Genomic DNA, 14666 nt, shown 5'->3' with positions numbered 1-14666 from the left:
CGATTGCCACGGCGCGGTTCATCGCGGCCAGGCTGCCGCATCTATCCGCTCCGACCGAGGCCCCCCATCATGACCGACTCCGATCGCCACGCGCTCGAGCAATGGACGTTCGACACGTGGCCGCTGGCCGTCGTCGCACTGTTCGACGGCACCGCGCCCGAACGCCACGCCGACTTCGCCGCATCGCTGATCGTCGCGACCGACGACGGCCAGCTGCGCACGACACTGCTCAGCGTCGGCGAGATCTACGCACACGATGCGGGCATGCTGCTGCTCGCGCTATGGCCGCAATCGCGTGCGGCGCGCGCGCTGGCGCAACGGCGTGCGGCCGCGTTGACGCTCGTCGCGGACGGGGCGTTCTGGCAGGCTCAACTGAAGATCGATCCGCTCGAAGGAGACTTCGGCGGACTGGCCGGATTCGCTGCGACGATCGCGCACGGCGATGCGCAGCGGGTCGGCTATGCGCGTCTCGCGACGGGCGTCACGTTTGCGCTGGAAGGGGAGCGCACCGAGGTGCTCGCGCGCTGGCAGCGCCAGGTCGAGCACCTGCGGCGCGCGGCCGCGCGGCTTCAGTGGCCGCGCTGACCGCTGCGCGACGAACGGTTGCGGTTCGCGTGCGCGGCATTGCCGTTCGCGGGACGGGCACCGTTGCCGGCGGCCGGGCGACCGCTGCCGCCGCCGTTACCACCGTTACCGCTCGCGCCGCCTGCCGCGCGCGGCTTCGCCGCCTTCGCGGCCTTCGGCTGCGCGTTGCCGTCGCGCTTCGCGGCCGGCTGGCCTGAGCCGCCTGCACGCGGCTGGCGATTGCCGCCACCACCACCACCACTGTTGCCGCCGCGCGGCTGCTGGCCGCGGCGCTGCTGGATCGGCTCCGGCTTCGCGGTCGGATCGGGTTCGAAGCCCGCGATCACTTCCTGCGGAATCTCGCGCTTGATGAGCCGCTCGATGTCGCGCAGCAGTTGCTTCTCGTCGACGCATACGAGCGACACGGCTTCGCCGGTCGCGCCCGCGCGGCCCGTACGGCCGATCCGGTGCACGTAATCTTCCGGCACGTTCGGCAGGTCGAAGTTGACGACGTGCGGCAGTTGATCGATGTCGATCCCGCGTGCGGCGATGTCGGTCGCGACCAGCACCTGCAGCGTGCTGCTCTTGAATTCGGCGAGTGCGCGCGTGCGGGCCGACTGGCTCTTGTTGCCGTGGATCGCCATCGCGCTGATGCCGTCCTTCGTCAGCTGTTCGGCGAGCCGGTTCGCGCCGTGCTTCGTACGCGTGAACACGAGCACCTGGAACCAGTTGTGTTCGCGGATCAGGTGCGTGAGCAGCTCGCGCTTGCGATCGCGGTCGACCGGATGGATCTTCTGCGCGACGCTTTCCGCGGTGGTGTTGCGGCGTGCGACTTCGATCAGCGCGGGCGAATCGAGCAGGCTGTCGGCGAGCGACTTGATCTCGTCGGAGAAGGTGGCCGAGAACAGCAGGTTCTGGCGCTGCGGCGGCAGCTTCGCGAGCACGCGCTTGATGTCGTGGATGAAGCCCATGTCGAGCATCCGGTCGGCTTCGTCTAGCACGAGGATGTCGAGATCCGACAGGTCGATCGTCTTTTGCTGCATGTGATCGAGCAGGCGGCCCGGCGTCGCGACGACGATGTCGACGCCGCGCTTGAGCGCATCGATCTGCGGATTGATGCTGACGCCGCCGAACATCACGGTCGAGCGCAGCTTCAGGTATTTGCCGTATGCACGTACGCTTTCCTCGACCTGCGCGGCGAGTTCGCGCGTCGGCGTGAGGATCAGCGCGCGCACCGCGCGCTTCGCGCCGCGGTGCTCGGCGTAGAACGTGTGCAGGCGCTGCAGGATCGGCAGCGTGAAGCCGGCGGTCTTGCCGGTGCCGGTCTGTGCGCCGGCGAGCAGGTCGCCGCCGCCGAGGACGGCCGGGATCGCCTGTTGCTGGATGGGGGTCGGCGATGTGTAGCCGAGCTCGTTGACCGCCTTGACGAGCGGTTCGGCCAAGCCGAGAGATTCGAAAGACATAGATACCACTCTTGAGTTTTATGATCGGCGACGCCTCGCGCGGCCCGCGCGGGGAACTGGCGTCGCAAAAAGCAAAGGGGCGCGGCTGCGGTTTCCCGCAGCCGCGCCCCCGTCTGTGTCGCGCGTTATTTAGTCAAGCGGCGCGGAACGCAGGTCGCTCACCTGTTGCGGCGAGATCGGCGTACCGTTGTTGCCCCACGACATCCGGATATACGTGACGACTGCCGCGACTTCCTGGTTCGACAGCGACTGTGCGAACGGCGGCATCCCGTACGGACGCGGATTCTTGAACGTGCTCGGCGGATAGCCGCCATTCAGCACCATGCGGATCGGGTTGACTGCCGATTCCATCACGATCGAATGGTTGCCTGCCAGCGGCGGATAGGCCGGCGGCTTGCCCGAGCCCGTTGCCGCGTGACAGGTCGCGCAGTTGTCCGCGTAGATCTTCTTGCCCTGGTCGAACAGTGCATTGCCGAACTGCTTCGACGGCTCGTACTGCATGTTCTTCGGCGCTTCAGCCTTCTGCGGAATCGACTTCAGGTACGTCGACATGGCGCGCGTATCTTCGTCGTTCATGTACTGCAGGCTGTTGTGCACGACGTCGGCCATCGGGCCGAACACCGCGCCCTTGTTCGACACGCCGGCCTGCAGCAGGTCGGACAGCTCCTGCACGTGCCAGTCGCCGAGGCCGAGTTCCTTGTCGTTCGTCAGCGACGGCGCATACCAGTTCTGCAGCGGAATCAGGCCGCCGGCGAACGCCGACCCCGTCACCGGGCCGCCCATCATGTTGATCGACGTGTGGCACATCGAGCAGTGGCCGAGGCCTTCGACGAGGTACGCGCCGCGGTTCCATTCGACCGACTTCGTCGGATCCGGCTTGTACTCGCCTTCCTTGAAGAACAGCGTGCGCCAGCCGATCAGCAGGTTGCGGTTGTTGAACGGGAACTTCAGTTCGTGCGGGCGGCTCGGCACCGACACCGGCGCGACCGAACGCAGGTATGCGTAGATCGCGTCCGAATCGGCGCGCGTGACCTTCGTGTAGCTCGCGAACGGGAAGCCCGGGTAGAGCAGGCTGCCGTCCTTCGAACGGCCGGTGTGCATCGCGCGGTAGAAGTCGTCCGATGTCCACTTGCCGATACCGTCGGTGTCGTCCGGCGTGATGTTCGGCGTGTACATCGTGCCGAACGGCGTCGCCATCGGCAGGCCGCCCGCGAACGACTTGCCGCCGCGCACGGTGTGGCACGCGATACAGTCGCCGACGCGCGCGAGGTATTCGCCCTTCTTGATCAGCGCGGCCTGGTCGGCCGGCGTGGCCGCGACGGCAGCAGCGCCGTGCAGCGTGTCGTTGCCCGGCCACAGGACCGGGACGAGAGCGGCGGCCGCGACGATGGCGGCAGCCGAGAGTGCAAACAGGGACTTGCGTTTCATTGTGTCTGTCTCCCTTGCCTTATTGCGGTTCGCTGCCGCAGGCGAGCGGAGTCTTCATCGAACGCGCCGGAGCCGGCACGGGGTTGGCGGGCGCCGGCTGAGCCGCAAGCCATGCGGTCACGGCCGTCACGTCTTCGTCGGACAGCTTCGACGCGATCTCGTGCATGCAATCGGGTGCCTTCGCGTGGCGGTTGCCCGAGCGCCATGCGCCGAGCTGTGCGCTCAGGTAGTCGGCGTGCAGGCCGACGAGGCCCGGGATCGCCGGCTGCATGCCGGTCAGCCCTGCGCCGTGGCAGGCCACGCAGGCCGGCAGCTTGCGGGACGGGTCGCCTTGCGTGACGAGCTGCTTGCCGCGCGCGAGCGTGGCGGCCGGCAGCGTCGGCTTGGCCGGCGCCGGGTACGGCGGACGCTCGGCCGAGAAGTGCTCGGCGATTTCCTTCAGGTAATCGTCGTTCAGGTACGTCAGCAGGTAGTTCATCGGCGGGTACTTGCGCCGGCCGTCACGGAAATTGACGAGCTGGTTGTACAGGTACTCGGCGGGCTTGCCGGCAAGCCGCGGGAAATAGTCGTTGTCCGTGCCCTGGCCGTGAACGCCGTGACATGCGGTACAGCCGCGCACACGCTCGGCCATCGTATCGGGTGCCTTGAGCGGCGCCTGCTGGGCGTGCGCTTGCTCGGGCTTGGTCTGCGCTTGGGCAGCGCTCATAAGGCCCGCGCTGCCGATCAAGAGAACGGCGAGCAACGGACGGAAGAGGCGTCTTGAAGACACACGAGACTCCATGTTTATTCGTCGGGGACCTGTCCGGGCTACGATCGGCTCGGCGCGTGGACGGCAGGACAGCCGGGCTGCTGCGACGCGGCATTCTATCATCGATGGGTAATGACGGCTATTTGGCAAAAGGACGTCAGTTCCTGTCTGTTTGCGACTTGCGACAATTTGACGCGGTTTGGGCGCCGGCAGTGTGAACCGGCGTGCGCTTTGACCATCGAAGACCGTACACTCGCGGGTCGCGCGGCGCCGCCTCCGCCGCAGATCCAGTCATTTCTCCCGTTTCCGGAATCATCGATGACGTTTTTTACCATGCCGTTGCCGTCTTCCCGCCGTTGTTCCGCCTGCCGCCGCATCGCCGGCCTGCCGTTCTCGGGAGGGCGCGCACGATGAGGATCGACAGCTTGTGGATCGGGCAGGTCGCGCTCGCGGCGCTGATGGACGCAACGTTCGCGATGGCGGTCGGCTCGGCGCTGCTCAAGGCGTGGCTCGGCAAGGACGGCGCGCGGCCGGTCGTCGCGCCGTCGCACCCCGCATGGCTGCGCGCGCAACATTCGCTGGTCGCGGCGGCGCTGGCGCTCGTGCTCGCCGATCTCGGCTGGCTGGTGTACGAGGCGGCGTCGATGAGCGGCGCGGGGCTCGGCGGCGCGTTCGCCGCGATTCCCGTCGTGCTCATGCAGACCCATGCGGGCTTCGCCTGGAGCGTCGCGTTCGCCGGCGCCGTGGTGCTCGCGATCGTCGCGCTGGCCAAGCCCGACAGCCCGCTCGCGCATGCGGTGCTGTGGCTCGCGGTGATCGTGGTCGCGGGCGGCAAGGCGTCGCTCGGCCATGCGGCCGACACGGGCCCGCTGTCCGCGGCGGTCGGCGTGCAGACGCTGCACCTGCTCGCCACCGCGGTGTGGGGCGGCCTCGTGCTCGCGGGCGGGCTCGCGGTGCTGCCGGCGCTCGGCTCGTCGGTCGCGCGCGGCGCGCTGATCCGCGTCGGCCAGCACCTGTCGCGCACGTCGATGATCGCGGTCGTGTTCGTGCTCGCCACCGGCGTGCTCAATGCGCTGCGCGGGCTCGGCGGCTCGCTCGCGCCGCTCGACGGCAGCACGTGGGGCCGCGTGCTGTTGCTCAAGCTGCTGCTCGTCGTGCTCGCGCTCGTGCTCGGCGGGCTGAACCGCTTCTCCGCGCTGCCGCGCCTGCGTCGCACCGCGTCGACCGAGGATGCGCACACGTTCCGCAACATCCTGCATCTCGAAGCGCTGACGATGATCGGCGTGTTCGTCGCGGCCGCCGTGCTGTCGTTCAGCGTGCCGGGCTTCGCGGCGCTCGGCTGACGGTACGTCCGGCGCGGTGCGCGGCGGCGTGGCCCGCGCGTGCCGCGCACGCAAAAACGGCCGCCTGGTCGGGCGGCCGTCTCGAAACCGGCGGCGCGGCATGACGGCCGCGCAATCCGGCTTGTCTCGCCACTTTCACCGCTTTCACCATTCGGCGACGCTGCCGTCCGCGTGACGCCACACCGGGTTGCGCCAGCGGTGGCCCGTCTTTGCCATCTCGCGCACCTTCTCCTCGTTGACGTCGATGCCGAGCCCCGGGCCCTGCGGGATCGCGACGAAGCCGTCTTCGTAGCGGAACACCTCCGGGTTGCGCAGGTAGTCGAGCAGGTCGTTGCCCTGGTTGTAGTGGATGCCGAGGCTCTGCTCCTGGATGAACGCGTTGTAGCTGACCGCATCGAGCTGCAGGCACGCGGCGAGCGCGATGGGCCCAAGCGGGCAGTGCAGCGCGAGCGCGACGTCGTAGCTTTCCGCGAGCGTCGCGATCTTGCGGCACTCGGTGATGCCGCCCGCATGCGATGCGTCGGGCTGGATGATGTCGACGTAGCCGCCGGCGAGGATGTGCTTGAAGTCCCAGCGCGAGTAGAGCCGCTCGCCCAGCGCGATCGGCGTGCTGGTCTGGTTGACGATGTCGCGCAGCGCCTCGGCGTTCTCCGACAGCACCGGTTCCTCGATGAACATCAGCTTGTACGGGTCCAGTTCCTTCGCGAGCACCTTCGCCATCGGCTTGTGCACGCGGCCGTGGAAATCCACGCCGATCCCGACGTGCGGGCCGACCGCGTCGCGCACCGCCGAGACGTTCGCGATCACCTGCTCGACCTTGTCGTAGGTGTCGACGATCTGCAGCTCCTCGGAGCCGTTCATCTTCACGGCCTTGAAGCCGCGCTCGACCACCGCGCGCGCATTGTTCGCGACGTCGCTCGGGCGATCGCCGCCGATCCACGAATACACCTTGATCCGGTCGCGTACCTGGCCGCCCAGCAGCGCGTGCACGGGCACGCCGTGATGCTTGCCCTTGATGTCCCACAATGCCTGGTCGACGCCCGCGATCGCGCTCATCATGATCGGGCCGCCGCGGTAGAAGCCGGCGCGATACATGACCTGCCAGTGATCCTCGATCAGCAGCGGGTCGCGGCCGACGAGGTAGTCGGCGAGCTCTTGCACGGCGGCCTCGACCGTGTGCGCGCGACCCTCGACGACCGGCTCGCCCCAGCCGACGATCCCTTCGTCCGTTTCGATCTTGAGGAACAGCCAGCGCGGCGGGACGACGAAGGTTTCGAGGCGGGTGATTTTCATGTCGGGAGTCTCCAGGAGTGACCGGCGCGGACGTGCGGGTACCGCGCCGGTCGCGTACGTTGCGGTTATCCTAGCGTAGGCGGATAAAAAATAGTATTAATAGCATTATTGCGCAGATAGTGGGCAACCGGCGGCACGTCCGCCAACGGAGAACGATCATTCAACGCGACCTGCATGGACAGACGGCTTTCCAGCTTGCGACCGCGATCTTGCGCGGCGACTATCCGCCCGAATCGCTGCTGCCGAGGGAACCCGAGCTGATGGAGATGTTCGGTGTGAGCCGCACGGTGCTGCGCGAGGCGCTGCGCACGCTGACGTCGAAGGGGCTCGTCGAATCGCGGCCGAAGGTCGGCACGCGCGTGCGGCCGCGCCGCGCGTGGAACCTGCTCGATGCCGACCTGCTCGACTGGTATGCGCGCGTCGCGCCGCCGCTCACGTTCGCGCTGAAGCTGCAGGAGATGCGCGAGATGATCGAGCCGCACGCGGCCGCGCTGGCTGCGCGCGCACATGGCCCGGGCGGCTTCGATGCGATCGAGGACGCGGTGCGTGCGATGGCCGCCGCACGCAACATCGACGAATGGGTGCGCGCCGACCTGCGCTTTCACCTGAGCGTGCTGGAGGCGGGCGGCAACGAACTGCTGGTGCCGCTCGGCGCGCTGATCGACCGCACGCTGGAAGCGCAACTGCATCTGAATGCGCGGCGCGCGCACGTGTTCAACGCGTCGCTCGCCGAGCACACGGCCGTCAGCGATGCGATCCGCGTGCGCGACGAGGACGGCGCGCGCCGCGCGATGACGACGCTGCTCGCGGTGACGCGCGCGCGGATCGAGATGTCGTGACGGGCGCGGCGCCGGCGCGCCGTCAGGCGTTCGCGCAGCCGCCGGGCTTCAGCACGCGTTGCGTCGACGCCGGGTATTTCGCGAGCAGGCTCGCCGGCCGGCGCGGGCGCGCGACCAGATCGCCGCCGCAGTTCGGGCAGCGGCCCTTCAGCACGTCGTCGGCGCAGCTCGCGCAAAAAGGCTGGCCGCCCGCGTACACTCAAACGTACAGATGCGTGCCTCCGCGGAATCGGGCGGCAGATCCTTGTCGCAGCATTCGCAGCCGGGGCGCAGTTCGAGCATGGCGGTTTCCTCGTGATCGGAGCGGTTCGGGACGGCCGTCGCGGGACATTGCGCACGGTGCGGCTGCGCGCTACTGTACGCGCTTGAGTCGGCCCGGCCAACGGTGTCCCGCCGGGGTGCCGTCGACGCGCACGGGCTGCCCCGGGAGACGACCATGCTTTATCGCGGAAGCTGTCACTGCGGCGACGTGAAGTTCGAGGCGGAAGGCGACCTGCAGGGCGTGATGGCCTGCAACTGCTCGATCTGCCAGCGCAAGGGTGCGTTGATGTGGTTCGTGCCGCGCGAGCACCTGAAGCTGCTCACGCCCGACGAGAACCTCGCGACCTACATGTTCAACAAGCACGTGATCCGGCATCGCTTCTGCAAGCGCTGCGGGATTCACCCGTTCGGCGAGGGCACTCATCCGAACGGCACCGCAATGGCCGCGATCAACGTGCGATGCCTCGAGGATGTCGATATCGACGCGCTGCCCGTCACGCACTTCGACGGCCGCTCGCACTAGCGCCGGCAGCAGCGTGAGCCGGCCTCGGACGGCGCGTCGTCGCGCGAGCGCCCGTTGCCGTCAGGACGGCTCGACCGGCGCCGGCATTTCGGCCTGCGGCGCCGGGCCTGTCGTGCGCGTGCCGGCCTCGGCCGGGCGCTCGATCAGCGGCGCGAGCGCCGGCGCCATCGACTTCAGCAACTGCACGGCCATCGCGCTCGTGAAGTCGTAGCGGGCCGCGTACGGCTCGTGCGCGGTCGCCGTCAGCACGCCGAAGAAGCGGTCGCCGAGCACGAACACGAACGTGCCGCTGCGATTGACCTTGCGCGACTCGATCAGCCGCGCGCCGCGCGCATACACGTTGAAGCGCTGGTCGCCCGTCCCCGTCTTGCCGTACACCGCCAGCGTCTTGCCGTCGGGCAGCGTGAGGCCGCCCGCAAGCCGCCGCCCGGTGCCGTTGAGCACGACGTCGCGCAATAGCGTGCGCGACACGTTGACGATCTCCGGCGACAGCGTCGGTTGCGGTTGCGCGGCCGCGCGCACGAAGCGCGTTTCGTACGGTGTGCCCTTCGCGAAGTCCAGGCGCGTGATCGTCTCGGTCGGTGCCTTCTCGCCGTGGTCCGCGATCAGGCCGATCAGTTTGGCGAGCGCGTCGGGCTGGTCGCCCGATGCGCCGATCGCGGCCGCATACGACGGCGTGACGTTCGCGAACGGATAGCCGAGCGCGCGCCACGCCTTCGTGATTTCCGCGTACGCCCGCAGCTCGACCATGCGGCGGATGCGGCGATCCTGGGTCGCGTGGTAGCGCGTCTTGTACAGCCACGAATACGTGTAGAAGCGCGCGTCGTGGCTGTCGCGCTGCACGTCGGCGAGCGGTGCGTCCGGGTGCGCGCGCAGGTAGTTCAGCGTCCACAGCGCGAGCGGGTGGACGCTCGCGATATAGCCGCGGTCGTTCAGGTTGAAGCGGTCGATCGCGTATTTCGCGTAGAGCGCGGCGAGATCGTCGTCCGACAGCGACGCGGCCGGCGTGCCCTTCAGTTGCGCGCGCATCTGCGCATCGAACCACGCGAGCGATTCGTTCGGCGCGACGCTGCGCAGCACCGTCGCGATCTTCGGCGGCGACTTGCGCACGTCCTGCAGCATCAGCGCGAGCGCGTCGTCGGGGGCCTTGCCCGCATAGCGCGTGTAGTAGCGCTTCACGTAGACCTGGCTTTCGCCGTCGACGAACTGCGCGAGGTAATGCCGGCGCTGTTCGGGATCGTCGAGCCACGACGACGACGGGCCGGCCGCCTTCAGCATTTCGTAATGGACGATGTCGCGCATCAGCCGCACGAACACGAGGTTGACCGAATGCTCGAACGCGGCGTGCAGCGTCATGATGCGGCCGTTGTCCGACTTGTCGAAGTTCGAGAACACCTGCGCGCCGCCGCCTGTGTAGAACACGTCGGGGCTCGCCGAGTACTTGCGCTCGACCGCCGCGTCGAGCATCGCTTGCAGCGAGCGGTCGCGCGTATGCGACAGGTAGTCGAGCGCCCAGCGCGACAGCGCGTCGACCGGATCGGGCTTCACCTGCGCGAGCTGCGCGTTCGACAGGCCGGCGTAGCGTGCGTGCAGGTCGGACATGATCTGCAGGTAGGTGATCAGCGTGCGCAGCTTCGCGGTCGAGCCGAGGTTGATGCGCCCGCCGCGATTCACGTCGAACGGCTCGTTCACGCTGTCGGTCTGTACGCGCAGCATGTTCGCGCCGTTGCGATGCTCGTACAGCGTGAAGCTGTACGTCAGGTGCGACGGATCGTCCTTCGGCGCGAGCATCTCGAAGCCGTACAGGCCGGCCGCCTGCGCGCCGTCGCGGGTCGACGCCTGCGCGAGCCGTTGGGCGACGGCCTGCTGCACGCCGTTGTCGAGCGTGCTGGTCGCCTGCAGGTCGAGCTGGTCGAGCTGATACAGGTCGCTGATGCCGAGCACCGACAACAGCGATGCGCGCGCCGACGTCACGGCCTTGCGCGACACGAACGACTGCACGTGCGCGGCGGCCGGCGGCGCGCTGCGCTCGATTTGCGCGGCGAGCGCCGCATCGCGCAGCGCGGGCGAGATCACGCCGCCGCTCGACAGCAGCCGCAGATAGCTGTCCGTCAGCTTCTGCAGCGCCGGATAGCCGCGATTCAGGAAGTACGACGGCGCGCGCTGCGCGATGATCAGCGACAGCACCTCGCGGAACGTCTTGCCCTGTTCGTCGACGTTGTCGCCGGAGGTCGGCGCGGACAGGATGCGGTTCACGTCGTTGAAGTCGCGCCCGTACCAGGCGGCCAGGCCGTCGCCGATACCGGTGATTTCGCCGATGTGCGGACGCGCGGCGAGCGGCACCGAGTTCAGGTAGCGCACCAGGACCGTGCGGCGCGCGAGCATCGTCTGCGGGCCGTTCATGTACGCGAGGATCGACGCGGACGCGATCTGCCGCAGCTTCTCGGGCGGCGTCGCGGTGCGCCCGTTCGGCGAATGGCGGAATTTCTCGATCTGCGTGGCGAGCGTGCTGCCGCCCGGGCGCGCCTGGTGATGGTTGACGACGTGCATCGCCTGGTCGGCGAGCGCGCGGCTGAAGCGGCCCCAGTCGATTGCCGGATTGCGGTTCGGCTGGGTCGGGTCGAGCAGGTAGCGATCCTCGATGAACATCAGCGAGTTGGCGACCACGGGCGGCACCGTGTCGAAATCCGCGTACACGCGCTGCGGGAACACCGTCGCGAACAGCGGCGAGCCGGTCGAGTCGAACAGCATCAGCCCGGTCTGGTCTTTCTCGTCGTAAGGCAGGAACAGGCCGCGATCGGCGAGCGACAGCATCCGGTCGGAGTCGCGCGCCTGCTGGCCGACGACGAAGCCGCGCGCGAGCAGGCGCTGCTGGAATACCGGAATCATCGAATAGCCGAGCCGCGCGTCGTACGGGCCGTTCGCCGGGAAGCGGATATGGTCGCTCGGCCCCGGCTCGACGGTGTAGCCGATGTCGCGGGTGAGTTCGGACAGGTAGTGCGCCTGCAGGCGCGACGTCTCGATCTCGGTCTGTACGACGCGCGCAATGATCGCGATCGCGATCACCAGCGCGGCCAGCAAAGACCATTTGATCCACGTCCAGACCGATGCACTACCGGTCACGCGCGGCAGGATGCGATTCAGCGGCCGATTCATGGCGGCGTCTCCCTGAAGGCGCGGGCTCCGGCCGCGCCCCTCATTAAGGATTAGTTTAGTCCTCAACCGCGGGCTGCCAAGAGCGGTTCACTACGGAGATGCACCGACGCAACACGTGTGCCCGAGCCGCGCGAAGCAGGGGGCGGGAGCCGCCGGCGCCCCGGTTGGCGTGCCGTTGCGGCCGTGCGGGGAGGTGCGCAACGGGCCGGATCGATGCCGGGAAATGGTGCGCGATTACACCCTTCATTCACCTGACGAAATGGTCGATCAGGTGATCGGCGAAGAGCCGGCCTTGCGCGGAAAACGGCGCGGGCCCGGGTGCGCGATATTCATCCCGGGTGCGTCGAGCCCTCCGATACGAGGTCGACGTGGCGACCCACGATCGTGACTTCCGACACGATGGCCGGATGCCGCGTCTTGAACGCATCGATCGCGGGGGCGGGCACGTGCATGCCGAACATGATGGGGGCGGCGATTGTCAGCGACTCGGTCGGCTCGCGGCGCAGCGACGCGATCGTTTCCTCGACGCGGTCGAAATTATCGACAAATTTTCGCGGAATGCAGGTGCGATTCGATCCGGCTCGATTCGATTCGAACGGAACGCGTCGCTATCGCCACAGCAGCTTCGCTGGATCGTACCGGCGCACGGCTTCGACGAAGCAGTGGATCAGGTAGTCGCATGCGAGCGTGTTCAGCGCATCGCGCCGCGTGAGCACGCCGGCCGACACGGCCGGAATCGTCTCCTCCACGTCGATCGTGACCATCCGCTCGCGTATCCAGTCGACTTCCATGAAGTGCTTCGGCACGCACGACACGGTGTCGGTGTGCACCGACAGCGAGAACGCCGCGCTGAACGACGTGCATTCGACGATCGGCTGCGGCGCCGGGTAGCCGTGCGCGACGAACACGTTCTGCAGCAACCGGCCGATGCTTTCCGGCGACGTGTTGAGCACCCACTGCGCATCCTGCAGCTGCGCGAGCGACGTGCAGTGGCGCAGCGGATTGCTCGCGCGCGTCATCAGGATCAGCTCCGATTCGAGCAGCGGCCGGAACGTGAATTCGGGCGACAGCCGCGTCGCATCGACGATCGCGATCACGAAATCGAGCGAGCCGTCGCGCAGGCGCGGCAGTGCCGTGTCGAGAAAGCCTTCGCGCACGTCCAGGCGGATCGTCGGCATCCGCTGGCGGAATGCGTCGAGCGCGGCCGGCAGGAAGCCGAGCGACATCAGCGGCGTCAACGCGCACGCGAGCGCGCCTTCCGTGCCGCCCGACAACTGGATCACGTCGTCGCGCGCATGCTGCATTTCCGCGAGGATCAGCCGCGCGCGTGCATGGACGGCCTGCCCGAAGCGCGTGAGCTGCGCGCCGCGCGCGTTGCGCGTGACGAGCGGCACGCCGAGGTCTTGCTCGAGTTCGCGGATCGCCTTCGTGAGCGCGGGCTGCGACAAATGGATGGCGCGCGCGGCGGCGCGCAGGCTGCCGTGTTCGGCGATGGCGGCAAGCGCGCGGAGCTGGTGATGTTTCACGGCGTGGCGGGGCGCGGCAGCAGTGGCGACGTTCGTATCCTACACCGCGCCGGCGCGGGAAAAACACGTGATAACCATGCGTTATCACGATCGAAAAATGTCGCTCCGGGCTGCGTATTTTGAATGCCTAGACTGCATGCGCAGGCCGTCGAACGGGCCGCGCACCAGACACGCACAACCAGTACGGAGACACACCTTCATGAAGGCGCCCCGAGCGGACAGCATGTTCGGCGGGCATGTCGGCGACGCTGCCGCATCCCCGTCCAATCGCCAGCTGATCGTCGCAATCACGATCGGCAACGGCCTCGAATTCTTCGATCTCACCGTGTTCAGCTTCTTCGCGGTGCTGCTCGGCAAACTGTTTTTTCCGGCCGCGTCCGCGCAGCAGCAATTGCTGATGTCGGTCGCGACGTTCGGCGTCGGCTTCATCGCGCGGCCGCTCGGCGGCGTCGCGATCGGGCTCGTGGCCGACCGCTTCGGCCGCGTGCCGGCCATGAACCTCACGCTCGTCACGATGGCGCTCGGCACAGGGATGATCGGCATTCTGCCGACCTATGCGCAGATCGGCGTCGCGGCGCCCGTGCTCGTCGTGCTCGCGCGGCTGCTGCAGGGTTTTTCGGCCGGCGGCGAAGTCGGCGTATCGACGTCGCTGCTCGCCGAGCGTGCGCCGCCCGGCGAACGCGGCTACTACACGAGCTGGCAATTCGCGAGCCAGGGCGCCGCGGCGCTGGCCGGCTCGTTCGTCGGCTTCCTGCTGTCGTATTTCCTCGAGCCGGCCGCGCTCGAATCGTGGGGCTGGCGCGTGCCGTTTCTCGCCGGTGTGCTGATCGCGCCGGTCGGCCTGTATCTGCGCGCACGCTTCAATGCGATCGAGCAGCATGCGCCGGCCGCCGCTGCGCGACGCTCGTCCGCGGTGCTCGGCACCGTGCTGCGGCGCGACGGCGGCGCGGTGCTGACCGCGCTCGGCCTCGTGGTCGGCGGCACGGCCGCGCACTTCATCGTCCTCTATTACATGTCGACGTACGCGATCCGGGTGCTGCACCTGCCGATGGATACCGCGCTGTGGTGCGGGATCCTGTCCGGTGCGGTGATGTTCGTCGCCGCGCCGATCGGCGGACGCCTGTCGGACCGCGTCGGCAGCAAGCGTGTCGCACTGTGGACGCGCGTGGCGCTGACCGTGCTGATCCTTCCGGGCTTCTGGCTGATCCGCGCGGTGCCGTCGATCGCGACGATGTACGCCGTCGTGATGCTGCTCGCCGCGCTGCATTCGATCAACGCCGGCGCGAACGGCGTGATCCTCGCGGAGCTGTTTCCGAAGAGCACGCGTGCGACCGCGCTGTCGATCGCGTATGCCGGCGGCGTATCGATCTTCGGCGGCTTTGCGCAGTTCATCGTCACCTGGCTGATCGGCACGACCGGCAATCCGGCCGCGCCGGCGTGGTACGTGATCGTCTGCGGTGTGCTGTCGCTCGTCGCACTCGTGTTTGCGTCGGACCGAAGCGATCAGGATGACTGATCGTTA

At 68.1% G+C, this 14666-nt stretch carries 12 protein-coding genes and 1 pseudogene; 5 read left to right on the top strand and 8 right to left on the bottom strand.

The features are described 5' to 3' along the window. The first annotated feature begins 69 nt into the window (after window positions 1–69). A complete protein-coding gene (locus DCN14_RS28900) occupies window positions 70–585 on the top strand; it encodes a hypothetical protein (protein WP_096507135.1) in 516 nt (171 codons plus the stop codon). On the opposite strand, the gene DCN14_RS28895 is transcribed toward DCN14_RS28900, so the two are convergent. The 3 genes from DCN14_RS28895 to DCN14_RS28885 all read right to left on the bottom strand — a co-directional run bounded on the left by DCN14_RS28895 (window position 570) and on the right by DCN14_RS28885 (window position 4236). Next, window positions 570–2027: a DEAD/DEAH box helicase gene (locus DCN14_RS28895; protein ID WP_096507136.1), complete on the bottom strand. Its 1458-nt coding sequence runs from the start codon at window positions 2025–2027 to the stop codon at window positions 570–572. The two genes, DCN14_RS28900 and DCN14_RS28895, sit on opposite strands and share 16 nt — an antisense overlap. 129 nt (window positions 2028–2156) lie before the next feature. Next, the gene (locus tag DCN14_RS28890) at window positions 2157–3455 is read right to left on the bottom strand and encodes a cytochrome c (RefSeq protein ID WP_115531460.1); all 1299 of its coding nucleotides are present in this window, start codon (window positions 3453–3455) and stop codon (window positions 2157–2159) included. A gap of 19 nt (window positions 3456–3474) precedes the next feature. Continuing rightward, a complete protein-coding gene (locus DCN14_RS28885) occupies window positions 3475–4236 on the bottom strand; it encodes a c-type cytochrome (RefSeq protein ID WP_096507137.1) in 762 nt (253 codons plus the stop codon). Window positions 4237–4613: 377 nt separating this feature from the next. On the opposite strand from DCN14_RS28885, the gene DCN14_RS28880 reads away from it, so the two are divergent. Beyond that, the gene (locus tag DCN14_RS28880; protein WP_096507138.1) at window positions 4614–5546 is read left to right on the top strand and encodes a CopD family protein; all 933 of its coding nucleotides are present in this window, start codon (window positions 4614–4616) and stop codon (window positions 5544–5546) included. Window positions 5547–5690: 144 nt separating this feature from the next. Here DCN14_RS28880 and dgoD read toward each other — a convergent pair whose 3' ends face one another. Further along, a complete protein-coding gene (gene dgoD, locus DCN14_RS28875) occupies window positions 5691–6839 on the bottom strand; it encodes a galactonate dehydratase (RefSeq protein ID WP_096507139.1) in 1149 nt (382 codons plus the stop codon). Between the two features lie 119 nt (window positions 6840–6958). On the opposite strand from dgoD, the gene DCN14_RS28870 reads away from it, so the two are divergent. Then, window positions 6959–7678, top strand: coding sequence for a FadR/GntR family transcriptional regulator (locus tag DCN14_RS28870; protein WP_096507140.1), 720 nt, complete (start codon window positions 6959–6961; stop codon window positions 7676–7678). 22 nt (window positions 7679–7700) lie between these two features. On the opposite strand, the pseudogene DCN14_RS28865 reads toward DCN14_RS28870, so the two are convergent. Beyond that, window positions 7701–7960 (bottom strand): annotated as a pseudogene (locus DCN14_RS28865) (DUF1272 domain-containing protein). 154 nt (window positions 7961–8114) lie between these two features. Between DCN14_RS28865 and DCN14_RS28860 the strand changes: the two are divergent. After that, window positions 8115–8462 (top strand): GFA family protein, encoded by a 348-nt coding sequence (locus DCN14_RS28860; RefSeq protein ID WP_096507141.1) that lies wholly within the window; start codon window positions 8115–8117, stop codon window positions 8460–8462. A 60-nt stretch (window positions 8463–8522) separates the two neighbouring features. On the opposite strand, the gene DCN14_RS28855 is transcribed toward DCN14_RS28860, so the two are convergent. From DCN14_RS28855 to DCN14_RS28845, 3 genes are all read right to left on the bottom strand, one after another. After that, the gene (locus tag DCN14_RS28855; RefSeq protein WP_096507142.1) at window positions 8523–11618 is read right to left on the bottom strand and encodes a biosynthetic peptidoglycan transglycosylase; all 3096 of its coding nucleotides are present in this window, start codon (window positions 11616–11618) and stop codon (window positions 8523–8525) included. 329 nt (window positions 11619–11947) lie between these two features. Beyond that, window positions 11948–12079 (bottom strand): hypothetical protein, encoded by a 132-nt coding sequence (locus DCN14_RS39060; RefSeq protein WP_275404994.1) that lies wholly within the window; start codon window positions 12077–12079, stop codon window positions 11948–11950. 147 nt (window positions 12080–12226) lie between these two features. Continuing rightward, window positions 12227–13144, bottom strand: a complete 918-nt coding sequence (locus DCN14_RS28845) for a LysR substrate-binding domain-containing protein (protein WP_096507143.1) — start codon at window positions 13142–13144, stop codon at window positions 12227–12229. A 199-nt stretch (window positions 13145–13343) separates the two neighbouring features. On the opposite strand from DCN14_RS28845, the gene DCN14_RS28840 reads away from it, so the two are divergent. After that, a complete protein-coding gene (locus DCN14_RS28840) occupies window positions 13344–14660 on the top strand; it encodes an MFS transporter (protein ID WP_096507144.1) in 1317 nt (438 codons plus the stop codon). The last annotated feature ends 6 nt before the right edge of the window (window positions 14661–14666 follow it).

Source organism: Burkholderia sp. IDO3 (assembly GCF_003366075.1).
GTDB classification, from domain to species: domain Bacteria; phylum Pseudomonadota; class Gammaproteobacteria; order Burkholderiales; family Burkholderiaceae; genus Burkholderia; species Burkholderia anthina.
This window is presented reverse-complemented; position numbering and strand designations above follow the sequence as displayed.

Coding starts and splice junctions, on each gene's coding strand:
- DCN14_RS28900 (WP_096507135.1), top strand. CDS start 70: ATGACCGACTCCGATCGCCACGCGCTCGAGCAATGGACGTTCGACACG.
- DCN14_RS28895 (WP_096507136.1), bottom strand. CDS start 2,027: ATGTCTTTCGAATCTCTCGGCTTGGCCGAACCGCTCGTCAAGGCGGTC.
- DCN14_RS28890 (WP_115531460.1), bottom strand. CDS start 3,455: ATGAAACGCAAGTCCCTGTTTGCACTCTCGGCTGCCGCCATCGTCGCG.
- DCN14_RS28885 (WP_096507137.1), bottom strand. CDS start 4,236: ATGGAGTCTCGTGTGTCTTCAAGACGCCTCTTCCGTCCGTTGCTCGCC.
- DCN14_RS28880 (WP_096507138.1), top strand. CDS start 4,614: ATGAGGATCGACAGCTTGTGGATCGGGCAGGTCGCGCTCGCGGCGCTG.
- dgoD (WP_096507139.1), bottom strand. CDS start 6,839: ATGAAAATCACCCGCCTCGAAACCTTCGTCGTCCCGCCGCGCTGGCTG.
- DCN14_RS28860 (WP_096507141.1), top strand. CDS start 8,115: ATGCTTTATCGCGGAAGCTGTCACTGCGGCGACGTGAAGTTCGAGGCG.
- DCN14_RS28855 (WP_096507142.1), bottom strand. CDS start 11,618: ATGAATCGGCCGCTGAATCGCATCCTGCCGCGCGTGACCGGTAGTGCA.
- DCN14_RS39060 (WP_275404994.1), bottom strand. CDS start 12,079: ATGTTCGGCATGCACGTGCCCGCCCCCGCGATCGATGCGTTCAAGACG.
- DCN14_RS28840 (WP_096507144.1), top strand. CDS start 13,344: ATGAAGGCGCCCCGAGCGGACAGCATGTTCGGCGGGCATGTCGGCGAC.